Source organism: Pseudomonas sp. PS01298 (genome assembly GCF_029959745.1).
GTDB classification, from domain to species: Bacteria; Pseudomonadota; Gammaproteobacteria; order Pseudomonadales; family Pseudomonadaceae; genus Aquipseudomonas; species Aquipseudomonas aylmerensis.
On sequence record NZ_JASCPP010000036.1, the window covers coordinates 1 to 21,536 of the forward strand.

Consider the following 21,536-nt stretch of genomic DNA (forward strand, 5'->3'; position numbering starts at 1 on the left):
GGCTTGCCCCGCATTGGGGTGCGTAGCAGCCCCAAAACCTCCTCCCTCGTTCTAGGGGGAGGGGCAGGATCAGGGCTGCTGCGCAGCCCAACGCGGGGCAAGCCCGCTCGCCACGGGGGCGGTGTCGGGCTGGTTAATTAATCAAGGCGCAGGGTTCGGATGATCCTTCTGAATCGCCTCGATCCCTTCCAGCACTTCCTTCGACAGCTTCAGGTCGGCACTGGCAATATTGCTGTCCAGCTGCTCCAGACTTGTCGCGCCAATGATGTTGCTGGTCACGAATGGCTGCTGTGTCACAAACGCCAGGGCCATCTGCGCCGGGTCCAGGCCATGCTCGCGCGCCAGTGCCACGTAGCGGCTGCACGCCGCTTCCGACTGCGGGTTGAAGTAGCGGCTGAAGCGGCTGTATTCCGTCAGGCGCGCCTTGGCCGGGCGTGCGCCGTTTTCGTATTTGCCGCTGAGCATGCCGAACGCCAGGGGCGAGTAGGCGAGCAGGCCGCACTGTTCGCGGATCGCGACTTCCGCCAGGCCCACTTCAAAGCTGCGGTTGAGCAGGTTGTAGGGGTTCTGGATCGACACCGCGCGGGTCCAGCCACGGGCTTCGGCCAGGGCGAGGAATTTCATGGTGCCCCATGGCGTTTCATTGGACAGGCCGATGTGGCGGATCTTGCCGGCCTTCACTTGCTCGTCCAGCGCTTCGAGGGTTTCCTCCAGCGGGGTGAGGTCGTCCTCGTCCTTGTGCTTGTAGCTCAGTTGGCCGAAGAAGTTGGTGCTGCGCTCCGGCCAGTGGAGCTGGTAGAGGTCGATCCAGTCGGTTTGCAGGCGCTTGAGGCTGGCGTCGAGGGCCTCGACGATGTGCTTGCGGTTGTGGCGCAGGTGGCCGTCGCGAATGTAGTCGATGGTGTTGCCGGGGCCGGCGATCTTGCTGGCGAGCACCCAGTCGGCACGGTCGCCGCGGCTCTTGAAGTAATTACCGATATAACGCTCGGTGGTGGCATAGGTGTCGGCCTTGGGCGGTACCGGGTACATTTCCGCCGTGTCGAGGAAGTTGATCCCCGCGGCCTTGGCCCGTTCGATCTGAGCGAAGGCCTCTGCCTCGCTGTTCTGCTCACCCCAGGTCATGGTGCCCAAGGCGATCGCGCTCACGTTCAGATCGGTGCGGCCCAGCTGTCGATAATCCATCGGGTACTCCTTCGGGGAAAACAATCATAAAAGCAGGTTGAATTTTTTTTCGCAATCTGCATAATTGCCCACCTCTTTCTGCAGTGGAAGTGATGCGCCGCCTGCCGAAGAATCTTGCCGTTGAACGGACGCGCCGACCCGAGCCCCCGATAGCGTCTGTATCCGGCTGCCTTTGACTTGTCAAAGTACGCACTATTCAGTAAGATCCGCCGTCTAATTTACAGGGCGGCCCCTGAGGCTATTAAAGAATGACAACTTTTACTGCAAAACCGGAAACAGTTCAGCGCGACTGGTTTGTCGTCGACGCCGCTGGTCAGACCCTGGGTCGTCTGGCCACTGAAGTCGCCAGCCGTCTGCGTGGCAAGCACAAGCCTGAGTACACCCCTCACGTTGACACCGGTGACTACATCGTGATCATCAACGCTGAGCAGGTTCGTGTTACCGGCAACAAAGCGCAAGACAAAATGTACTACCGTCACTCCGGTTTCCCAGGCGGTATCAAGTCTTCCAACTTTGAAGGCCTGATTTCCAAGAAGCCTGAAGCCCCGATCGAAATCGCGGTCAAAGGCATGCTGCCGAAGGGCCCACTGGGTCGCGATATGTTTCGCAAGCTGAAAGTCTATGCGGGCGCTGTACACCCTCATGCTGCTCAGCAGCCCCAAGAACTGAAGTTTTAACGGAATAGTTCATTATGTCGGCGACTCAAAATTACGGCACTGGCCGTCGCAAAACCGCAACCGCACGCGTTTTCCTGCGTCCGGGCACTGGTAACATCTCGATCAACAACCGCTCCCTGGACAACTTCTTCGGCCGCGAAACTGCCCGCATGGTAGTTCGTCAGCCGCTGGAACTGACCGAGACCGTTGAAAAGTTCGACATCTACGTCACCGTTATCGGTGGCGGTGTAAGTGGTCAAGCTGGCGCAATCCGCCACGGTATCACTCGCGCTCTGATGCAGTACGACGAAACCCTGCGTGGCGCTCTGCGCAAAGCTGGCTTCGTAACTCGCGATGCCCGTGAAGTTGAACGTAAGAAAGTCGGTCTGCGTAAAGCGCGTAAGCGTCCGCAGTACTCGAAGCGTTAATTCGCTTTACGTTCCACAAAAACGCCCAGCCTCCTCACGGAGCTGGGCGTTTTTTATTGCCTGCGATTTATGCACAAATTTGCGCGTGACAACTTGCCACATCCGTAGACCCCCTATACTACAAGGCCTGGAGGCGGAGGCCCGGGCAATTCCCTTGTCATACGTGGGGCTTTTCATTACCATTCGGCAAAATTTTTATAAGTAAAGATTCAACACTTAGTAGACGCCTGATTTAACAGGCCAAAAAGCTGATGGGAGAGGACTGAATGAGCAATGACGGCGTGAATGCAGGCCGGCGTCGCTTCTTGGTAGCAGCCACATCCGTGGTGGGTGCTGCAGGAGCGGTGGGGGCTGCGGTCCCGTTCGTGGGGTCATGGTTTCCCAGTGCCAAGGCGAAAGCCGCAGGTGCACCGGTGAAAGTGAATGTCAGCAAGATCGACCCAGGCCAGCAGATGATTGCTGAGTGGCGCGGTCAGCCGGTCTTCATTGTTCGTCGTACTGAGGAGATCCTGGGGAATCTGAAGAAAATCGAAGATCGCTTGTCTGATCCCGATTCGAAGAATTCCGACCAGCCCGCCTACGTCGATAAGGAAATGCGTTCGATCAAGCCTGAGATTCTGCTGCTGATCGGTATCTGCACCCACTTGGGTTGCTCCCCCACCTTCCGCCCGGAAGTGGCGCCTGCGGATCTGGGCAAGGACTGGGTCGGCGGCTATTTCTGCCCCTGCCACGGTTCTCACTATGACCTCGCTGGCCGCGTCTACAAGTCACAACCCGCACCACTGAACCTGCCAGTTCCGCCACATCACTACGAGACTGACAGCATCATTGTCATTGGCGTCGACGAGGGGGAGAAAGCCTGATGAGCAAGTTCATGGATTGGGTGGATGCGCGTTTTCCTGCCACCAAGATGTGGGAAGACCATCTCAGCAAATATTACGCTCCGAAAAACTTCAACTTCTTCTACTTCTTCGGCTCCCTGGCCCTGCTGGTGCTGGTCAACCAGCTGGTCACCGGTGTCTGGCTGACGATGAGCTACACGCCGTCAGCCGAAGAAGCCTTCGCCTCCGTTGAAGGCATCATGCGCGATGTCGAGTACGGCTCGATCCTGCGCCTGCTGCACTCCACTGGCGCGTCGGCGTTCTTCATCGTGGTCTACCTGCACATGTTCCGTGGTTTGCTCTACGGTTCGTACCAGAAGCCTCGTGAGCTGGTGTGGGTCTTCGGCATGCTGATCTACCTGGCGCTGATGGCGGAGGCCTTCATGGGCTACCTGCTGCCATGGGGCCAGATGTCGTACTGGGGCGCCCAGGTGATCATCTCGCTGTTCGGTGCGATCCCGGTGATCGGCAACGACCTGACGCAGTGGATCCGGGGTGACTACCTGATCTCCGGCATCACCTTGAACCGCTTCTTCGCGTTGCACGTCGTGGCTCTGCCGATCGTGATTCTCGGCCTGGTCGTGCTGCATATCCTGGCGCTGCACGAAGTGGGTTCGAACAACCCGGACGGTGTGGACATCAAGAAGCATAAAGACGAAAACGGCGTACCCCTGGACGGCATTCCCTTCCACCCGTACTACACCGTGAAAGATATCGTCGGTGTGGTGGTGTTCCTCTTCATCTTCTGCTCGATCGTGTTCTTCTTCCCGGAAATGGGCGGGTATTTCCTCGAAAAACCCAACTTCGAACAGGCCAACGCGTTCAAGACGCCGGAGCACATTGCACCGGTCTGGTACTTCACGCCGTTCTACGCCATTTTGCGGGCGATCCCCGACAAGCTCATGGGTGTGGTTGCCATGGGGGCTTCGATCGCGCTGTTGTTCGTGCTGCCCTGGCTCGACCGTAGTCCGGTCAAGTCCATGCGCTACAAGGGCTGGCTGAGCAAGATCTGGCTGTGGGTGTTCTGCATCTGCTTCGTGCTGCTGGGCTGGACGGGCGTCAAGGCGCCGACACCGCAGCTGACGTTGCTGTCGCAGGTCTGCACCTTCCTGTACTTCGCCTACTTCATTCTGATGCCGTTCTACACCCGGCTCGAGAAGACCAAACCGGTTCCGGAAAGGGTGACTGGCTGATGAAAAAGTTATTCGTTGCATTGATGCTTGCGGCCCTGCCGCTACTGTCCTTCGCTGCCGAGCACGGTGGTCCGGAGCTGGAATCGGTCGATATCGACGTCTCGGACAAAGCCGCCATGCAAGACGGCGCCCGTACGTTTGCCAACTATTGCATGGGCTGCCACAGCGCCAAGTTCCAGCGCTATGAGCGTGTTGCCGATGACTTGGGGATTCCCCACGAAGTGATGCTGGAAAAACTGGTGTTCACCGGCGCCAAGATCGGCGACCACATGAACATCGGCATGCAGCCTGCAGACGCCAAGGCCTGGTTCGGTGCTGCACCGCCTGACCTGACCCTGGTGGCGCGCGTTCGTGGCACCGACTGGCTCTACGGCTACCTGAAATCGTTCTATGAAGACCCGACGCGCCCTTGGGGCGTGAACAACCGGGTATTCCCGAACGTCGGTATGCCTAACGTTCTGGTCAGCCTGCAAGGCAAGCAAGTGGTAGGATGCAAGCAGGTCCAGGTCGTTGAAGACGGCAAGAAGCAATACGATCCGTTGACCGGCACGCCGCTGACGCATGAGGCGTGCGATCAACTGAAGATAGACACCCCCGGTGCACTGACTGACGAGCAGTTCGACGAGAAGATCAAGAATCTCGTGACCTTCCTGGCCTACTCGGCCAACCCGGTCAAACTGCAGCACCAGCGCATTGGTACCTATGTATTGTTGTACCTGGCCTTCTTCTTCGTATTCGCCTATCTGCTCAAACGCGAATACTGGAAGGATGTGCATTGATCCAACCGTAAGCAATTGCTGTTAATCTTGCGCGCCCAGCGGCATCTCTGAACACGTAGTGATCGGGTAACTCCCACTACAGAGATGCTCCCTGGGCGCGCTCGTTTTTGAGCTTTCGATAATTTCAACAAGCGAGGAGGACCGCCATGGGCGTGACCAACCGGTTGGCCTGTTACTCCGACCCCGCCGACCACTATTCCCACCGAGTACGTATCGTGCTCGCAGAGAAGGGTGTCAGCGCCGAGATCATCAGTGTGGAGGCGGGCCGTCAGCCGCCGAAACTGATCGAAGTGAACCCTTACGGCAGCTTGCCCACCCTGGTCGATCGTGACCTGGCGTTGTGGGAGTCGACTGTGGTGATGGAATATCTGGATGAGCGTTACCCTCATCCGCCTTTGCTGCCGGTGTACCCGGTAGCGCGTGCCAACAGCCGCCTGCTGATCCATCGGATCCAGCGTGACTGGTGCGGGCTGGTGGATGTGATCCTGGATACACGTAGCAAAGAAGCCGCTCGGGTGCAGGCACGCAAGGAATTGCGTGAGAGCCTGACCGGTGTTTCGCCGCTGTTCGCCGACAAACCTTTTTTCCTCAGCGAGGAACAAAGCCTGGTGGATTGCTGCCTATTACCCATACTCTGGCGCTTGCCGATCCTGGGCATTGAACTGCCACGGCCGGCCAAGCCGTTGCTTGATTACATGGAGCGCCAGTTTGCGCGTGAGGCTTTCCAGGCGAGTCTGTCTGGTGTCGAACGCGATATGCGCTAAGGCTTAAGGAGCCGCTGATGAACTCCAGTCGACCCTACCTGGTCCGCGCGCTCTATGAGTGGATTGTGGACAATGATTGCACCCCGCACATGCTGGTCAATTCCGAATTTCCTGCGGTTCAGGTACCGCAGGGTTTTGCCAGTGATGGACAGATTGTGCTGAACGTATCACCGAGTGCCGTGCGCCACCTGCACATGGACAATGAAGCGGTCAGTTTCGAAGGGCGTTTCGGCGGTGTGCCGCACACGCTGTTCGTGCCGATTGGCGCCATCCTCGGGATCTATGCCCGGGAAAATGGCCAAGGCATGGTGTTCGATCTGGAGTCGCCTTTCGAGGATGACGAAGCGATCGAAAGCGAAGACGGTGATGATGTGCCGCCACCGGATGCCGAGCCACCGCGTCCAAGCGGTCGGCCGAGCCTGAAAGTGGTGAAGTAAGCGGCTTTCATCTTCGGATGAGCCGGGAAAATGCCTCGACCTGTGTCGGGGCATTTTTTTGCGCGCAGGATATGGATGAAAGTCGTGACAGGACGGTGATCGTACAACCGCCATGGGCTATGATGCGTGCTCAAGCTCACCGAGAAAGATGATCCATCATGGAAAACGCCAACACCGCCCCTCGTCTTCCCCGCAAGCGTCGCAGCCTTGCCCAGGAATTGGTCACGGTGTTGTCCGAGCAGATCCGTGACGGCCAGCTCAAGCGCGGTGACAAGCTGCCCACCGAGTCGGCCATCATGGACGCCCATGGTGTCAGTCGTACCGTGGTGCGCGAGGCCATCTCGCGCTTGCAGGCGGCGGGGCAGGTGGAAACCCGGCATGGCATCGGCACCTTCGTGCTCGATACGCCAAGCCCGAGCGGCTTTCGCATCGACCCGGCCACGGTGGTGACCCTACGTGATGTGCTGGCGATTCTCGAGTTGCGTATCAGCCTGGAAGTCGAATCCGCTGGCCTGGCCGCATTGCGCCGCAGCGACGAGCAACTGGCAGCCATGCGCGCCGCCCTCGACGCCCTGAATGAAAGCGCCGCGCACGCCGGCGATGCGGTCGCCTCAGACTTCGCCTTCCACCTGGAAATCGCGTTGTCCACCGGCAACCGCTATTTCACCGACATCATGACCCACCTGGGCACCAGCATCATTCCGCGTACCCGCCTGAATTCGGCGCGCCTGGCCCACGATGACCAGCAGCACTACATGAGTCGCCTGAGCCGCGAGCACGAAGAGATTTATGAGGCGATTGCGCGCCAGGATTCGGACGCGGCGCGGGCGGCCATGCGCTTGCACCTGACCAATAGCCGTGAGCGGCTGCGCCATGCCCACGAAGAGGCAGAAGCGCAGCGCGGCTGAAGGGTCCTTTAGGCGCCGGCTTGCCGGCGCCAGCGGAGTATCAGCCAGTAAGGTTTGACTGACACTCCGCCATCGCTGGCAAGCCAGCTCGCACAGTTGATCTCCATTGTCTGGAGCAATGCGTGTACTTAGCTTGCGGGCTGGTTGGGCTTGTAGTCCTTGAGCAGCAGGTACGTACTCCATCCCCACCAATCATTGGTCCAGTGCCTGTCGTTCAGGTCATTCACATCCTTGCGCCGCAGCACCTTGTCTCCCTCCACCTTGAACAGCGGCGAGAAGTTGTTCGCCGGGTTCTGCGCGGCATTCAGGTCCGGCACATACAGCGGCGCCTTGAAGGTGGCCGGGGAGGGCGCCACGCCGCTGATAAAGGTCGCGAAGATTTCATCAGCCGAGGCCTGTACCGCGCGTTTGACCTGCAGCCGATTGTCCGCGTCGATGGCGTCGAAGTAGCGCTTGTCCCCATAGGCGTGCCATTGGTCGCCCATGGCGTTGCGTACCTTGAGGCCGAACTTGCTGTCTTCATCGTGCATGAAGCGGCTGATCAGCGAACCCAACTCCCCCGGCGTGACCACGGCGGCCAGCTGTTTGCGCGGCACACGCAGGTGCCCGGCGGAAAACAGGTCGGTCAGGAAGTGATCGGCAAAACTGTTCATCGCATACGCCAGTTCCAGCGCCTGGTCGGTGCCGGTCTGATGCGCCACGACGGCTTGCTGCAGCGCGGCCGTATGGCCTGCCAGGTACGCCGAGAGCGCCCATTCGCCGAAGTGGTCGGCATTGTCCGCCGCCAGTTTCAAATAGCGCCCCAGGGGAATCAGCGCCGACACCGCGCTGCCGCCGCCGGTAATGCGGTTCCATTCCTCGGACAACGTATCACCCAGCGCGTCATAGGCTTCATGGGCTTGCTTGCCGTCCTTGATCGCCTGGTTGACCGCGTTGATTTCCTTTTGCATGACCGCGAGGATCTTGTGCGCTTCCTCGCGTGAAGCGGGCAACACGGCCAGGGAGTTGAACGCGGCGGTAAAGCGCTGGATGCGCTCGGCGGGGGAGGCGCCGTCGCTGATGGGTTGGCCGGGAATGCCATAAAAGTCGCCGCCCAGGGCGATCACTTGGCCGTAGGTGAGGGCCAGCCCGTTGGGCAGGTGCAACTCGACCTGTCGCGCAGGAATCGCCGGGGCGTCCTTGGCAAAGCGCAACAGGGTGTCGTCGCCGATGGCGGTGTGTTCACCCCCTTCGAAGCGCAGGGTAGGAGGGTTCTTTTCGGGTGCTGCGAGTTCTGGACCTGACATGTTAGCTCCTTGCTATGTCGTAGGAATCTTCCGTAATAACTGTATGTATATACAGCTATCTCGAGCATAGAGGAATAAATTCCTACGTCAAGAACGCCTTTGCATGAGGTGTCGCCCACCCGCACGTGCACCACGGCGATGAATTGCAGTTGACGAAATTATTTATAGTTGTACGATGACGTACGACATCATCAAAACCAACAACAACCTTTCCATCGAAAGTTTTCGCCCAGGGTGTTCGAATAATGAATCCACAAGAACTGAAGTCCATCCTCTCCCACGGTCTGCTGTCTTTCCCGGTGACCGATTTCAACGCCCAGGGTGACTTCCACCAGGCGGGCTACATCAAGCGTCTGGAATGGCTGGCCCCGTACGGCGCCACTGCCTTGTTCGCCGCCGGTGGTACCGGTGAGTTTTTCTCCCTCGCCGCCAGCGAATATTCCCAGGTGGTCAAGACCGCCGTTGATACCTGCGCCACCAGCGTGCCGATCCTCGCGGGCGTGGGCGGTTCGACTCGCCAGGCCATCGAGTACGCCCAGGAAGCCGAGCGCCTTGGCGCCAAAGGCCTGCTGCTGCTGCCGCACTACCTGACCGAAGCCAGCCAGGACGGGGTTGCCGCCCACGTCGAAGCAGTGTGCAAGTCGGTCAAAATCGGCGTGGTGGTCTACAACCGCAACGTCTGCCGCCTGACTGCGCCTTTGCTGGAACGCCTGGCCGAGCGCTGCCCGAACCTGATCGGCTACAAAGACGGCCTGGGCGACATTGAGTTGATGGTGTCGATTCGCCGTCGTCTCGGTGACCGTTTCAGCTACCTGGGCGGCCTGCCGACTGCAGAGGTTTACGCCGCTGCCTACAAGGCCCTGGGCGTGCCGGTGTACTCCTCGGCGGTGTTCAACTTCATTCCGAAGACCGCGATGGATTTCTACCACGCCATTGCCAAGGACGATCACGCCACCGTCGCCAAGATCATCGACGACTTCTTCCTGCCGTACCTGGACATCCGCAACCGCAAGGCGGGCTATGCGGTGAGCATCGTCAAGGCCGGTGCGAAAATCGCTGGCTACGACGCCGGCCCGGTGCGCACGCCGCTGACCGACCTGCTGCCGGAAGAATACGAAGCCCTGGCCGCGCTGATCGACAAGCAAGGCGCGCAATAACTTATCTACAAGGCCGCTGAGTAATCAGCGGCCTTTTGCGTCAGGAGAAGATTTGTGTCCCAAGCTCAGCGTTATGAAAACTACATCAATGGCCAGTGGGTGGCCGGTGCCGACTACTGCGTTAACCTCAACCCGTCGGAGTTGTCTGATGTCATTGGCGAATACGCCAAGGCTGACGTAGCCCAAGTCAATGCTGCCATCGACGCCGCCCGCGCCGCGTTCCCGGCCTGGTCCACTTCCGGGATCCAGGCGCGTCACGACGCGCTGGATAAAGTCGGCAGCGAAATCCTCGCCCGCCGTGAAGAACTCGGCACCTTGCTGGCCCGGGAAGAGGGCAAGACCCTGCCCGAAGCCATTGGCGAAGTGACTCGCGCCGGTAACATCTTCAAATTCTTCGCCGGTGAATGCCTGCGCTTGTCCGGTGACTACGTGCCGTCGGTACGCCCGGGCGTCAACGTCGAAGTTACCCGTGAAGCCCTGGGTGTGGTCGGCCTGATCACCCCGTGGAACTTCCCGATTGCGATCCCCGCCTGGAAAATCGCCCCGGCCCTGGCCTACGGCAACTGCGTGGTGATCAAGCCGGCTGAGCTGGTACCGGGCTGCGCCTGGGCCCTGGCCGAAATCATCTCTCGCGCAGGCTTCCCCGCCGGTGTGTTCAACCTGGTGATGGGCAGCGGCCGCGTGGTCGGCGACGTGCTGGTCAACAGCCCGAAAGTCGATGGCATCAGCTTCACCGGTTCGGTCGGCGTAGGTCGCCAGATCGCCGTCAGCTGCGTGTCGCGCCAGGCCAAAGTGCAGTTGGAAATGGGCGGCAAGAACCCGCAGATCATTCTCGACGACGCCGACCTCAAGCAGGCGGTCGAGCTGTCGGTGCAGAGTGCGTTCTACTCTACCGGCCAGCGTTGCACGGCCTCGAGCCGCTTGATCGTGACCGCCGGGATTCACGACCAGTTCGTCGCGGCCATGGCCGAGCGCATGAAGTCGATCAAGGTCGGCCACGCCCTCAAAAGCGGCACCGATATCGGCCCGGTCGTGTCCCAGGCCCAGTTGGACCAGGACCTCAAGTACATCGACATCGGCCAGAGCGAAGGCGCGCGGCTGGTCAGCGGTGGCGGCCTGGTCACTTGTGACACCGAAGGCTACTTCCTGGCGCCGACGCTGTTTGCCGACAGCGAAGCCGCCATGCGCATCAGCCGTGAAGAAATCTTCGGCCCAGTGGCCAACGTGGTGCGCGTGGCGGACTACGAGGCGGCGCTGGCCATGGCCAACGACACCGAGTTCGGCTTGTCGGCGGGCATCGCCACGACGTCGTTGAAGTACGCCAATCACTTCAAGCGCCACTCCCAGGCCGGGATGGTGATGGTCAACCTGCCGACCGCCGGCGTGGATTACCACGTGCCGTTCGGTGGCCGCAAAGGTTCCTCCTATGGTTCGCGCGAGCAGGGTCGCTACGCGCAAGAGTTCTACACCGTGGTGAAAACCAGCTACATCGGTTCGTAATACGCGACACCGTGGCGCCTGCTTTGTGTGGGAGCTGATTTGCCTGCGATAGCATCACCGGTGTGTGCCTGACACACCGAGGTGCCTGTATCGCGGGCAAGCCCGGCTCCCACATGAAAGCGGTCCCACCGACAAATAGACCATTACCCGCAAAAAAAATAATTAGTGGGAGTACTTCTACATGCAAGCGACCAAGCCGACCCACGTCCGCTATTTGATCCTGCTCATGCTGTTCCTGGTGACCACGATCAACTACGCCGACCGGGCCACCATCGCTATCGCCGGCTCCAGCCTGCAAAAAGACCTCGGCATCGACGCGGTCACCCTCGGTTATATCTTCTCCGCATTCGGTTGGGCCTACGTGGCCGGGCAAATCCCCGGCGGCTGGCTACTGGATCGGTTCGGCTCGAAAAAAGTCTATGCCCTGAGCATTTTCACCTGGTCACTGTTCACCGTGCTGCAAGGCTATGTCGGTGAGTTCGGCGTCTCCACCGCAGTGGTTGCGCTGTTCATGCTGCGCTTCCTGGTGGGCCTGGCCGAAGCGCCGTCCTTTCCCGGCAATGCGCGAATCGTCGCGGCCTGGTTCCCCACCGCCGAGCGCGGCACGGCTTCGGCGATCTTCAACTCGGCGCAATACTTCGCCACGGTGCTGTTCGCGCCGTTGATGGGCTGGATCGTCTACAGCTTCGGCTGGCAGCACGTGTTTATCGTGATGGGCGGGATCGGCATCGTGTTCTCGCTGATCTGGCTCAAAGTTATCCACAGCCCACGCCAGCACCCGATGATCAACGAGGCCGAGTTCAATCACATCGCCGCCAACGGCGCGATGGTCGATATGGACCAGGACAAGGTCAAGGGTAAGAAAACTGACGGTCCGAAGTGGGATTACATCCGCCAACTGCTGACCAACCGCATGATGCTCGGCGTGTACCTGGGCCAGTACTGCATCAACGGCATCACCTATTTCTTCCTGACCTGGTTCCCGGTGTACCTGGTGCAGGACCGCGGCATGACCATTCTCAAGGCCGGTTTCATTGCTTCGCTGCCGGCGATCTGCGGCTTTATCGGCGGGGTACTGGGCGGGGTGATTTCCGACTACCTGTTGCGCAAGGGCCACTCGCTGACCTTCGCGCGCAAGGCGCCGATCATTGGCGGGTTGCTGGTGTCTTCCAGCATCGTGGCGTGCAACTACGTGGACATCGAATGGATGGTGGTGGGCTTCATGGCCCTGGCCTTCTTCGGCAAAGGCGTTGGCGCACTGGGTTGGGCGGTGGTGTCCGACACTTCGCCGAAACAAATCGCCGGGCTCAGTGGCGGCTTGTTCAACATGTTTGGCAACCTGGCGTCGATCAGCACGCCGATCGTGATCGGCTACATCATCAGCACCACCGGCTCGTTCAAGTGGGCACTGGTGTTTGTGGGCGCCAACGCGCTGCTGGCGGTGTTCAGCTACCTGGTGATCGTGGGTCCGATCAAACGTGTGGTACTCAAGGAGCCGCCAAGCAAAGGGCCTGAGTTGACTAACCTTACCGAAGCGCATTCCTGAGGGGCGATGTAATGCAGTTGATTGAACATGCCGACTCGCCGCGCTCGATTCGTTTGCACGAGCGCGACAATGTGGTGATCGTGGTCAATGACCAGGGCGTACCGGCCGGGACCGAGTTCCCGGACGGCCTGGTGACCGTGGATTTCATCCCCCAGAGCCACAAGGTGACCCTGGAAGATATTCCCGAGGGCGGTCAGATTATTCGCTACGGCCAGACCATCGGGTACGCCCTGGCGCCGATTCCGCGCGGCAGTTGGGTCCAGGAAGATCAACTGCGCATGCCGACCGCGCCGCCGCTGGACAGCCTGCCGCTGTCCACCGATGTGCCCGAAACCCAGGCACCCCTCGAAGGCTTTACCTTCGAGGGCTACCGCAATGCCGACGGCACCGTGGGCACGCGCAATATCCTCGGCATCACCACCACGGTGCAATGCGTGACCGGTGTGCTGGACCATGCGGTCAAGCGCATCAAGGACGAGTTGCTGCCCAAGTACCCACACGTGGATGACGTGGTCGCGCTGACCCACAGCTACGGCTGTGGCGTGGCCATCACCGCGACGGATGCCTACATCCCGATCCGCACGGTGCGCAATCTGGCACGCAACCCGAACCTGGGCGGCGAAGCCCTGGTGATCAGCCTGGGCTGCGAGAAATTGCAGGCCGGGCAGGTGATGCACGACAACGACAGCTCCGTCGACCTGAGCGAGCCGTGGCTGTATCGATTGCAGGATTCCAGCCACGGCTTTACCGAGATGATCGAGCAGATCATGGCGTTGGCCGAAACCCGTTTGAAAAAGCTCGACCAGCGCCGCCGCGAAACCGTGCCGGCATCCGAGTTGATCCTGGGCATGCAGTGCGGCGGCAGTGATGCGTTTTCCGGCATCACCGCCAACCCCGCGCTGGGGTATGCGTCGGACCTGTTGTTGCGGGCCGGGGCGACGGTGATGTTTTCCGAAGTCACCGAAGTGCGCGACGCGATCTACCTGCTGACCTCCCGCGCGCAGACCCGGCAAGTCGCTGAGGAATTGGTGCGGGAAATGGACTGGTACGACCGCTACCTGGCCAAGGGCGAGGCAGATCGCAGCGCCAATACCACGCCGGGTAACAAGAAGGGTGGGTTGTCGAATATTGTCGAGAAGTCCCTGGGGTCTATCGTCAAGTCCGGCAGCAGCGCGATCAACGGCGTGCTGGGTCCGGGCGAACGCTTCAAGAGCAAGGGCCTGATCTTCTGCGCGACACCGGCCAGCGACTTTGTCTGTGGCACCTTGCAACTGGCGGCGGGGATGAACCTGCATGTGTTCACCACCGGACGCGGCACGCCGTATGGGCTGGCGATGGCGCCGGTGGTGAAGGTTTCCACACGTACGGAGCTGGCACAGCGCTGGCCGGACCTCATCGATATCGACGCCGGGCGCATCGCCACCGGGCGCGCGACCATCGAGGAGCTGGGCTGGGAGTTGTTCCATTTCTACCTGGATGTGGCCAGCGGCAAGAAGCAGACGTGGGCCGAGCAGCATAAGCTGCATAACGACATCACCTTGTTCAACCCCGCGCCGATTACCTGAGACTGGCGCGGACCTTGTAGGCGCTGGCTCGCCTGCGATAGCGGTGTATCAGTAACCGACGTAACGCCTGGCACACCGCCATCGCAGGCAAGCCGGCTCTCACATTGAGCGAGTGTCAACCAGACGAACCGGTTCGTACTGGCTTATCATTAGCCACCTGACGACGCTCACCAAGGTTCTCCCCGGCATGCTGGCAATTTTCCTCACCACCCTCACCATCACCGCGCCGGTGTTTGCCATGCTGTTTCTGGGGGTGTTGCTCAAGCGCGTCAACTGGATCAACGACAACTTTATCCACACGGCCTCGTCCCTGGTGTTCAACGTCACCATGCCGGCGCTGCTGTTTCTTGGCATCCTGCATGCCGACCTGCACTCGGCGCTCAAGCCGGGCCTGCTGATCTACTTCGCTGTCGCCACGCTGTTGAGCTTTGCCCTCGCCTGGGGCTGGGCGATTTTTCGCTGCCCGCGTGAAGACCGTGGCATCTACACCCAGGGCGCGTTTCGCGGCAATAACGGTGTGATCGGCCTGGCGCTGGCCGCCAGCATGTACGGCGACTACGGTATCTCCCTCGGTGCGATTCTCGCGGCGCTGGTGATCCTGTTCTACAACACCCTGTCGACCATCGTGCTGGCGGTGTACAGCCCGGTGATCAAGTCCGACCCGTGGAGCATCTGCAAGAGTGTGGTGGCCAACCCGCTGATCATCAGCGTGATCGCCGCCACGCCGTTCGCGGTGTTCCAGATTGGCCTGCCGGGTTGGCTGGAGTCGTCGGGCCAGTACCTGGCGGACATGACCCTGCCCCTGGCGCTGATCTGCATCGGTGGCACCCTGTCGCTGGCGGCTTTGCGCAAAAGCGGCAGCATGGCGCTGAGTGCGAGTCTGGTGAAGATGATCGGCTTGCCCGTGGTGGCGACGCTGGGGGCATGGTTGCTGGGCTTTCGCGGGCCGGAGTTGGGGATCTTGTTCCTGTACTTCGGCGCGCCCACCGCAGCGGCCAGCTTTGTCATGGCCCGGGCGGCCGAGGGCAATCATGAGCTGGCGGCGGCGATTATCGTGATCACCACGCTGATGGCGGCGGTGACCACCAATATCGGGATTTTCGTGTTGCAGGCGGGGGGGTGGATCTGAAGGTTGCAGGGCTCTTGAGGGCCAATCGCAGGCAAGCCAGCTCCCACAGGAATTGAGGTATGGCTCAGGCCCCGGGTATATGGAGATCAAATGTGTGTGCTGGCTTGCCTGCGAAAGCGGTGGGTCAGGCAACGAATGCATCAGCTGACACACTGCCTTCGCGAGCAAGCCCGCTCCCACAGGAATTGAGGTATGGCTCAGGCACCCGGGCATATGGAGATCAAATGTGGGAGCTGGCTTGCCTGCGAAAGCGGTGGGTCAGGCAACGAGTGCATCAGCTGACAGGCCGCTTTCGCGGGCAAGCCCGCTCCCACAGGGGGTTCAAGGTTTGACTCAGGCACTCGGGCATATGGAGATCAAATGTGGGAGCTGGCTTGCCTGCGAAAGCAGCGTATCAGGCAACGAATGCATCAACTGACACACCGCCTTCGCGAGCAAGCCCGCTCCCACAGGAATTGAGGTATGGCTCAGGCCCCCGGGCATATGGAGACCAAGTGTGGGAGCTCGCTTGCCTGCAAAAGCGGTGGGTCAGGCAACGATGCATCAGCTGACAGGCCGCCTTCGCGAGCAAGCCCGCTCCCACAGGAATTGAGGTATGGCTCAGGCACTCGGGCATATGGAGATCAAATGTGGGAGCTGGCTTGCCTGCGAAAGCGGTGGGTCAGGCAACGAATGCATCAACTGACACACTGCCTTCGCGAGCAAGCCCGCTCCCACAGGAGTTGAGGTATGGCTCAGGCACCTGGGCATATGGAGATCAAATGTGGGAGCTGGCTTGCCTGCGAAAGCTAGCTCGCCGTCACGGCTGATCGGCCTGATACGCCTCAATCACTTCCTGCGCCGCGCGGAACGCATCAATCGCCGCCGGGACGCCGGCGTACACCGCGCAGTGCAGCAGTGCTTCGCGAATTTCCTCCACGGTACAGCCATTGTTCAGCGCGCCACGCACGTGGCCCTTGAGTTCCTGGGGGCACTTGAGCGCAGTCAGGGCGGCGAGGGTGATCAGGCTGCGGGTCTTCAGCGGCAGGCCTTCGCGGTTCCACACGCTGCCCCAGGCATGCTCGTTGACGAAATCCTGCAGCGGTTGGGTGAACTCGGTGGCGTTGCCCAGGGCACGGTCGACGAACACATCGCCCATCACCTGGCGACGCATCTCAACCCCGGGCTTTTTCTGATCGGTCATTGCGAATCCCTCTTGTGTTGGCGGCGCCAGGCTCGCAGCGTGCTGAACAACAGGAAAGCCACCAGCACTGGCAGGACGTAATACAACATCAGTTGTTCAAGCTTGTTGGCGAGGGGCATTCCGGTGGTGAACGACATCACGTGCAGCCCGTACGCCAGGTACAGGCCCAGCAGCACCAGGCCTTCGGCGCGGGTCACGCGATAACCGGTGTAGAACACCGGCAGGCACAGCACCACTACACCGAGCATCACCGGCAGGTCGAAATCCAATGCATTGGGCGACACCGACAGCGGCGAGGGCGCGAGCAGGGCGGTGATCCCCAGCACGCCCAGCAGGTTGAACAGGTTGCTGCCGATCACGTTGCCCACGGCAATTTCCCGCTGCCCCCGCAGGGCGGCGATCAGTGAGGTGGCGAGGCAGGGCAGCGAGGTACCGACGCCGATCAGCGTGAGGCCGATGATGCGTTCCGAGAGGCCCAGGTCCGCTGCCACATCCACCGCCGCGCCCAGCAGCAAGTGCCCGGCCAGGACCAGCACCAGCAGGCCTGCGAGCATCAGCAGAACGCTGCTGAGCCACGGCGCGCGGGCCACGGTGTCGAGGGTGCGCGGGCGGCGGGAATGGCGCGTCTGGTAGTGCAGCACGCCCAGGTAGGCGACCAGCGCCAACAGCAACCACAAGCCGTCGACGGGTGTCAGTTCTTCATTGGCCGCCAGGGTGAATACCAGCAGCCCGGCGAGGATCATCACCGGGATATCCACGCGCACCAGTTGGCGTGAGACGCGCAGGGGAATGATCAGCGCCGACAGGCCCAGGGTCACGAGGATGTTGAAGATACTGCTGCCGATCACGCTGCCCACGGCGATATCGGTGTTGCCGGCCAGGGTGGCCTGCAGGCTGACGGTCATCTGTGGCGCACTGCTGCCAAAGGCGACGATGCTCAAGCCGATAATCAGCGGCCGCACTTTCAGGCTCGCGGCCAGGCGCACGGCGGCGCGCACCAGGACCTCGGCGCCGACGATCAGCAGCAGCAGGCCGCTGACCAGTTCGAGCAGGCTCCAGGGCGAGAGGGCGGTCAATCCGAAAATGGCCACGGCTGCGCCTTCAGTTGCTCATGGCTTGCACGCGCACGCGCGCAGTGCCACTGCCGAGCATGCCCAGTTGTTCGGCAGCCTTGCGTGAAAGGTCGATCAAGCGCCCACGCGTATGCGGGCCGCGATCGTTGATGCGGACCACGACGGATTTGTCGTTGTCCAGATTAGTGACCTTGACCTGGGTGCCGAAGGGCAGTTGCCGATGGGCCGCGGTCAGGGCGTTCTGGTTGAAGGGTTCACCGCTGGCGGTCTTGTTGCCATGGTGTTTGGCGCCGTAATAGGAGGCGGTGCCGGTTTCGTCGTAGCCGTTGGGGTTGATGATGCCGCTGGCGCAACCGGCCAGTAGGGAGAACAGGGCCAGCAGGCCGAGTAGACGCTTCATGCAAGGAGTCCCATTACAAATGTTGGAGTTGGCTTGCGTGGGAGCTGGCTTGCCTGCGATGGCTTCACCCCGGTGTAACTGATGCTCCGAGGCGCCTGCATCGCGGGCGAGCCCGGCTCCCACAGAAGCCGGGTCCTGCACGTGTCAGCCTTCGAGCTTGCTCTTCAGCAATTCGTTCACCTGTTGCGGGTTGGCCTTGCCCTTGGAGGCTTTCATGGCCTGGCCGACAAAGAAACCGAACATCTTGCCGCGCTTGGCTTCGTCTGCCGCACGGTACTGCTCGACCTGCTCGGCGTTGGCCGCCAGCATTTCATCCAGCACGGCCGAGATCGCGCCGCTGTCGGTGACTTGCTTGAGGCCACGTTTCTCGATGATTTCGTCGGCGCTGCCTTCACCGCTGGCCATCGCTTCGAACACGGTCTTGGCGATTTTGCCGGAGATGGTGTTGTCCTTGATGCGCAGCAGCATGCCGCCCAATTGCTCGGCGGACACCGGCGCTTCGTCGATTTCCAGGCCTTGCTTGTTCAGCAGGCTGCCCAGCTCAACCATCACCCAGTTGGCCGCCAACTTGGCGTCACCGGCGATGCTTACGACTTTCTCGAAGTAGTTGGCTTGTTCACGGCTGGAAGCCAGGACGCTGGCATCGTAGACCGACAGGCCGAACTGCTCCTGGAAGCGCTCGCGTTTCTGCTGCGGCAATTCCGGCAGCGTGGCGCGGATGTCGTTGAGGAACGAATCTTCAAGGACGACCGGCAACAGGTCCGGATCGGGGAAGTAACGGTAGTCGTTGGCTTCCTCCTTGCTGCGCATGGCGCGGGTTTCGTCTTTGTTCGGGTCGTACAGGCGGGTCTGCTGGATGACCTTGCCGCCGTCTTCGATCAGCTCGATCTGGCGACGCACTTCGCTGTTGATCGCCTTCTCGATGAAACGGAACGAGTTGACGTTCTTGATCTCGCAACGGGTGCCGAACTCGACCTGGCCCTTGGGCCGGATCGACACGTTGCAGTCACAACGCAGCGAACCTTCGGCCATGTTGCCGTCGCAGATGCCCAGGTAGCGCACCAGCGCGTGGATGGTCTTGACGTAGGCCACGGCTTCCTTGGCGCTACGCATGTCCGGCTCGGACACGATCTCCAGCAACGGTGTGCCTGCGCGGTTCAGGTCGATACCGGTAGCGCCCGGGAACTCTTCGTGCAGGCTCTTGCCGGCGTCTTCTTCCAGGTGCGCGCGGGTTACGCCGACACGCTTGATGGTGCCGTCTTCCAGCGGGATGTCCAGGTGGCCCTTGCCGACGATCGGCAATTCCATCTGGCTGATCTGGTAGCCCTTGGGCAGGTCCGGGTAGAAGTAGTTCTTGCGCGCGAACACGTTGTGCTGGCCGATCTCGGCGTCGATCGCCAGGCCGAACATCACCGCCATGCGCACCGCTTCCTGGTTCAGCACCGGCAGGACACCGGGCATGCCCAGGTCGACCAGGCTGGCCTGGGTATTGGGCTCGGAGCCAAACGTGGTGGCGCTACCGGAGAAAATCTTCGATTGGGTGGCGAGCTGGGTATGAATCTCCAGCCCGATCACAACTTCCCATTGCATAGTGTTCTCCTCAGAAGCCGGTAGGGGTGCGGGTGTGCCAGTCGGTGTGCAACTGGTACTGGTGCGCCACATTGAGCAGGCGGCCTTCCTGGAAATACGGGGCGAGCAGTTGCACGCCGACCGGCAGGCCATCTACGAAACCGGCGGGCATGGACAAGCCCGGCAGGCCCGCGAGGTTGGCGGTGATGGTGTACAGGTCTTCCAGGTATTCGGCGATCGGGTCGCCGGTCTTGGCGCCGATCTTCCAGGCCGGGTTGGGCGTGGTTGGGCCGAGGATGACGTCGACTTCTTCAAAGGCCGCCATGAAGTCGTTCTTGATCAGGCGACGGATTTTTTGCGCCTTGAGGTAGTACGCATCGTAGTAACCGGCCGACAGCGCGTAGGCACCGACCATGATCCGGCGTTGTACTTCGACACCGAAGCCTTCGCCGCGCGAGCGTTTGTACAGGTCGGTAAGGTCTTTCGGGTTTTCGCAGCGATAGCCAAAACGCACGCCGTCGAAGCGCGACAGGTTGGAGGAGGCTTCAGCGGGCGCGATCACGTAGTACGCAGGAATCGCGTGCTGGTTGTTCGGCAGGCTGATTTCCTTGATCACGGCGCCGAGCTTTTCCAGCTCCTTGACGCTGTTGTGCACCAACTCGGCGATACGCGGGTCGAGGCCGGCGCTGAAGTATTCCTTCGGCACGCCGATGCGCAGGCCCTTGAGCGAGGTATTGAGGCTGGCGCTGTAGTCCGGCACCGGCTCATCGATGCTGGTGGAGTCCTGTTTATCGAAGCCTGCCATGCCTTGTAACAAAATCGCGCAGTCTTCGGCGGTGCGAGCCAGGGGGCCGCCCTGATCGAGGCTGGATGCGTAGGCGATCATGCCCCAGCGGGAAACACGACCGTAGGTCGGTTTCAGTCCGGTGAGGTTGGTGAAGGCCGCCGGCTGGCGGATCGAGCCGCCGGTATCGGTGGCGGTGGCAGCCGGCAGGAAGCGAGCCGCCACGGCCGCAGCCGAACCACCGGACGAACCGCCGGGCACGTGCTCCAGGTTCCATGGGTTTTTCACCGCGCCGTAGTAGCTCGACTCGTTGGCCGAGCCCATGGCGAATTCGTCCATGTTGGTCTTGCCCAGGGTCACGGCCCCGGCGGCAGCCAGCTTGGACACCACGGTGGCGTCGTAGGGCGCCTTGAAGTTGTCGAGCATCTTCGAGCCGCAGCTGGTGCGAATGCCCTGGGTGCAGAACAAGTCCTTGTGGGCGATCGGCGCGCCCAGCAGGGCACCGTTCTCACCGTTGGCGCGACGTGCGTCGGCGGCCTTGGCCTGGCTCAGGGCCAGTTCCTCGGTGAGGCTGATGAAGCTGTTGACCTTTGGATCGTGCTCGGCGATGCGCGCCAGCAGGGTCTTGGTCAGCTCTTCGGAAGAAAACTTTTTATCGGCGAGACCGCGGGCGATCTCGGCCAGAGTCATGTGATGCATTGCAGGCTCTTTCCCTTTAGTCGATGACTTTCGGAACCAGGTACAGGCCGTTTTCGACCGCTGGCGCGATGGACTGGTAGGCCTCGCGATTATTACTCTCGGTCACGACGTCTGCGCGCAGGCGCTGGCTGGCTTCCAGCGGGTGAGCCAGGGGCTCGATGCCGTCGGTGTTCACGGCCTGCATTTGGTCAACCAGCCCGAGAATGCTGTTCAGGGCTGCGGTGGTCTGTGGAAGATCGGCTTCATTCAGGCCAAGCGAGGCCAGATGAGCGATTTTTTCCACGTCGGAGCGTTCAAGCGCCATGGGAATCTCCAGTGGAAAACAGAACGGAGGCTGTCCGTGTGTTAGATTGTCGGAACACTACCGCATTTCTACGGTCTTACGGCCGCGATTGTGGGGGTTGGTGCACAGAAAGT

Annotated in this window: 21 protein-coding genes; 13 read left to right on the top strand and 8 right to left on the bottom strand. The window is 60.9% G+C overall.

The genetic code is table 11. The features are described 5' to 3' along the window. Nucleotides 1-141 precede the first annotated feature (141 nt). A complete protein-coding gene (locus tag QMX97_RS14720; RefSeq protein WP_101266500.1) occupies nt 142-1,182 on the bottom strand; it encodes an NADP(H)-dependent aldo-keto reductase in 1,041 nt (346 codons plus the stop codon). A 248-nt stretch (nt 1,183-1,430) separates the two neighbouring features. Between QMX97_RS14720 and rplM the strand changes: the two genes are divergently transcribed. From rplM to QMX97_RS14760, 8 genes are all read left to right on the top strand, one after another. After that, nucleotides 1,431-1,859 carry a 50S ribosomal protein L13 gene (rplM, locus tag QMX97_RS14725; protein ID WP_003171742.1) on the top strand — a complete coding sequence of 143 codons (429 nt, stop codon included), beginning with the start codon at nt 1,431-1,433 and terminating at the stop codon, nt 1,857-1,859. A gap of 14 nt (nt 1,860-1,873) precedes the next feature. Beyond that, entirely contained in the window at nt 1,874-2,266 is a 393-nt protein-coding gene (gene rpsI, locus QMX97_RS14730; RefSeq protein WP_002555064.1) for a 30S ribosomal protein S9, read from the top strand. Between the two features lie 266 nt (nt 2,267-2,532). Then, nucleotides 2,533-3,129, top strand: a complete 597-nt coding sequence (gene petA / locus QMX97_RS14735; RefSeq protein ID WP_065900662.1) for a ubiquinol-cytochrome c reductase iron-sulfur subunit — start codon at nt 2,533-2,535, stop codon at nt 3,127-3,129. Continuing rightward, nucleotides 3,129-4,340, top strand: a complete 1,212-nt coding sequence (locus QMX97_RS14740) for a cytochrome bc complex cytochrome b subunit (RefSeq protein WP_065900667.1) — start codon at nt 3,129-3,131, stop codon at nt 4,338-4,340. The genes petA and QMX97_RS14740 overlap by 1 nt, the downstream gene beginning before the upstream one ends. Then, nucleotides 4,340-5,119 (top strand): cytochrome c1, encoded by a 780-nt coding sequence (locus QMX97_RS14745; RefSeq protein WP_282397143.1) that lies wholly within the window; start codon nt 4,340-4,342, stop codon nt 5,117-5,119. The genes QMX97_RS14740 and QMX97_RS14745 overlap by 1 nt, the downstream gene beginning before the upstream one ends. Before the next feature lie 146 nt (nt 5,120-5,265). Then, complete coding sequence (locus QMX97_RS14750) at nt 5,266-5,883, top strand: glutathione S-transferase N-terminal domain-containing protein (RefSeq protein WP_010213164.1); 618 nt, start codon at nt 5,266-5,268, stop codon at nt 5,881-5,883. Between the two features lie 17 nt (nt 5,884-5,900). Next, nucleotides 5,901-6,320 (top strand): ClpXP protease specificity-enhancing factor, encoded by a 420-nt coding sequence (locus tag QMX97_RS14755; RefSeq protein WP_065900671.1) that lies wholly within the window; start codon nt 5,901-5,903, stop codon nt 6,318-6,320. 158 nt (nt 6,321-6,478) lie between these two features. After that, the gene (locus tag QMX97_RS14760) at nt 6,479-7,228 is read left to right on the top strand and encodes a FadR/GntR family transcriptional regulator (protein ID WP_025856285.1); all 750 of its coding nucleotides are present in this window, start codon (nt 6,479-6,481) and stop codon (nt 7,226-7,228) included. A gap of 128 nt (nt 7,229-7,356) precedes the next feature. Here QMX97_RS14760 and QMX97_RS14765 read toward each other — a convergent pair whose 3' ends face one another. Continuing rightward, the gene (locus QMX97_RS14765; protein ID WP_262135817.1) at nt 7,357-8,514 is read right to left on the bottom strand and encodes a phospholipase; all 1,158 of its coding nucleotides are present in this window, start codon (nt 8,512-8,514) and stop codon (nt 7,357-7,359) included. Between the two features lie 245 nt (nt 8,515-8,759). On the opposite strand from QMX97_RS14765, the gene kdgD reads away from it, so the two are divergent. From kdgD to QMX97_RS14790, 5 genes are all read left to right on the top strand, one after another. Beyond that, entirely contained in the window at nt 8,760-9,671 is a 912-nt protein-coding gene (kdgD, locus tag QMX97_RS14770) for a 5-dehydro-4-deoxyglucarate dehydratase (RefSeq protein ID WP_034102171.1), read from the top strand. Nucleotides 9,672-9,725: 54 nt separating this feature from the next. Continuing rightward, entirely contained in the window at nt 9,726-11,171 is a 1,446-nt protein-coding gene (locus QMX97_RS14775) for an aldehyde dehydrogenase family protein (RefSeq protein ID WP_065900678.1), read from the top strand. A gap of 181 nt (nt 11,172-11,352) precedes the next feature. Further along, entirely contained in the window at nt 11,353-12,717 is a 1,365-nt protein-coding gene (locus tag QMX97_RS14780; RefSeq protein WP_065900680.1) for an MFS transporter, read from the top strand. Between the two features lie 11 nt (nt 12,718-12,728). After that, nucleotides 12,729-14,282 carry a galactarate dehydratase gene (garD, locus tag QMX97_RS14785; RefSeq protein ID WP_106805154.1) on the top strand — a complete coding sequence of 518 codons (1,554 nt, stop codon included), beginning with the start codon at nt 12,729-12,731 and terminating at the stop codon, nt 14,280-14,282. A 187-nt stretch (nt 14,283-14,469) separates the two neighbouring features. Then, entirely contained in the window at nt 14,470-15,411 is a 942-nt protein-coding gene (locus QMX97_RS14790) for an AEC family transporter (RefSeq protein WP_021491890.1), read from the top strand. A 799-nt stretch (nt 15,412-16,210) separates the two neighbouring features. Here QMX97_RS14790 and QMX97_RS14795 read toward each other — a convergent pair. The 6 genes from QMX97_RS14795 to gatC all read right to left on the bottom strand — a co-directional run bounded on the left by QMX97_RS14795 (nt 16,211) and on the right by gatC (nt 21,423). Beyond that, complete coding sequence (locus QMX97_RS14795) at nt 16,211-16,594, bottom strand: carboxymuconolactone decarboxylase family protein (RefSeq protein WP_065900684.1); 384 nt, start codon at nt 16,592-16,594, stop codon at nt 16,211-16,213. Then, nucleotides 16,591-17,637: a calcium/sodium antiporter gene (locus QMX97_RS14800; protein WP_177343924.1), complete on the bottom strand. Its 1,047-nt coding sequence runs from the start codon at nt 17,635-17,637 to the stop codon at nt 16,591-16,593. The genes QMX97_RS14795 and QMX97_RS14800 overlap by 4 nt, the downstream gene beginning before the upstream one ends. Nucleotides 17,638-17,695: 58 nt before the next feature. Continuing rightward, nucleotides 17,696-18,067 (bottom strand): septal ring lytic transglycosylase RlpA family protein, encoded by a 372-nt coding sequence (locus QMX97_RS14805; protein ID WP_106805152.1) that lies wholly within the window; start codon nt 18,065-18,067, stop codon nt 17,696-17,698. 144 nt (nt 18,068-18,211) lie between these two features. Next, entirely contained in the window at nt 18,212-19,657 is a 1,446-nt protein-coding gene (gene gatB, locus QMX97_RS14810; protein ID WP_106805151.1) for an Asp-tRNA(Asn)/Glu-tRNA(Gln) amidotransferase subunit GatB, read from the bottom strand. Nucleotides 19,658-19,667: 10 nt separating this feature from the next. After that, complete coding sequence (gene gatA / locus QMX97_RS14815) at nt 19,668-21,119, bottom strand: Asp-tRNA(Asn)/Glu-tRNA(Gln) amidotransferase subunit GatA (protein ID WP_065900689.1); 1,452 nt, start codon at nt 21,117-21,119, stop codon at nt 19,668-19,670. Between the two features lie 16 nt (nt 21,120-21,135). Then, the gene (gatC, locus tag QMX97_RS14820) at nt 21,136-21,423 is read right to left on the bottom strand and encodes an Asp-tRNA(Asn)/Glu-tRNA(Gln) amidotransferase subunit GatC (protein WP_282397144.1); all 288 of its coding nucleotides are present in this window, start codon (nt 21,421-21,423) and stop codon (nt 21,136-21,138) included. Nucleotides 21,424-21,536: the final 113 nt, after the last annotated feature.

What these genes read in the sequence shown, in the direction of transcription:
- QMX97_RS14720 (WP_101266500.1), bottom strand. Translation starts at nt 1,182, where the DNA reads ATGGATTATCGACAGCTGGGCCGCACCGATCTGAACGTGAGCGCGATC.
- QMX97_RS14755 (WP_065900671.1), top strand. Translation starts at nt 5,901, where the DNA reads ATGAACTCCAGTCGACCCTACCTGGTCCGCGCGCTCTATGAGTGGATT.
- QMX97_RS14740 (WP_065900667.1), top strand. Translation starts at nt 3,129, where the DNA reads ATGAGCAAGTTCATGGATTGGGTGGATGCGCGTTTTCCTGCCACCAAG.
- QMX97_RS14750 (WP_010213164.1), top strand. Translation starts at nt 5,266, where the DNA reads ATGGGCGTGACCAACCGGTTGGCCTGTTACTCCGACCCCGCCGACCAC.
- rpsI (WP_002555064.1), top strand. Translation starts at nt 1,874, where the DNA reads ATGTCGGCGACTCAAAATTACGGCACTGGCCGTCGCAAAACCGCAACC.
- garD (WP_106805154.1), top strand. Translation starts at nt 12,729, where the DNA reads ATGCAGTTGATTGAACATGCCGACTCGCCGCGCTCGATTCGTTTGCAC.
- gatB (WP_106805151.1), bottom strand. Translation starts at nt 19,657, where the DNA reads ATGCAATGGGAAGTTGTGATCGGGCTGGAGATTCATACCCAGCTCGCC.
- kdgD (WP_034102171.1), top strand. Translation starts at nt 8,760, where the DNA reads ATGAATCCACAAGAACTGAAGTCCATCCTCTCCCACGGTCTGCTGTCT.
- rplM (WP_003171742.1), top strand. Translation starts at nt 1,431, where the DNA reads ATGACAACTTTTACTGCAAAACCGGAAACAGTTCAGCGCGACTGGTTT.
- QMX97_RS14760 (WP_025856285.1), top strand. Translation starts at nt 6,479, where the DNA reads ATGGAAAACGCCAACACCGCCCCTCGTCTTCCCCGCAAGCGTCGCAGC.
- QMX97_RS14795 (WP_065900684.1), bottom strand. Translation starts at nt 16,594, where the DNA reads ATGACCGATCAGAAAAAGCCCGGGGTTGAGATGCGTCGCCAGGTGATG.
- petA (WP_065900662.1), top strand. Translation starts at nt 2,533, where the DNA reads ATGAGCAATGACGGCGTGAATGCAGGCCGGCGTCGCTTCTTGGTAGCA.
- QMX97_RS14745 (WP_282397143.1), top strand. Translation starts at nt 4,340, where the DNA reads ATGAAAAAGTTATTCGTTGCATTGATGCTTGCGGCCCTGCCGCTACTG.
- gatA (WP_065900689.1), bottom strand. Translation starts at nt 21,119, where the DNA reads ATGCATCACATGACTCTGGCCGAGATCGCCCGCGGTCTCGCCGATAAA.
- gatC (WP_282397144.1), bottom strand. Translation starts at nt 21,423, where the DNA reads ATGGCGCTTGAACGCTCCGACGTGGAAAAAATCGCTCATCTGGCCTCG.
- QMX97_RS14780 (WP_065900680.1), top strand. Translation starts at nt 11,353, where the DNA reads ATGCAAGCGACCAAGCCGACCCACGTCCGCTATTTGATCCTGCTCATG.
- QMX97_RS14805 (WP_106805152.1), bottom strand. Translation starts at nt 18,067, where the DNA reads ATGAAGCGTCTACTCGGCCTGCTGGCCCTGTTCTCCCTACTGGCCGGT.
- QMX97_RS14790 (WP_021491890.1), top strand. Translation starts at nt 14,470, where the DNA reads ATGCTGGCAATTTTCCTCACCACCCTCACCATCACCGCGCCGGTGTTT.
- QMX97_RS14765 (WP_262135817.1), bottom strand. Translation starts at nt 8,514, where the DNA reads ATGTCAGGTCCAGAACTCGCAGCACCCGAAAAGAACCCTCCTACCCTG.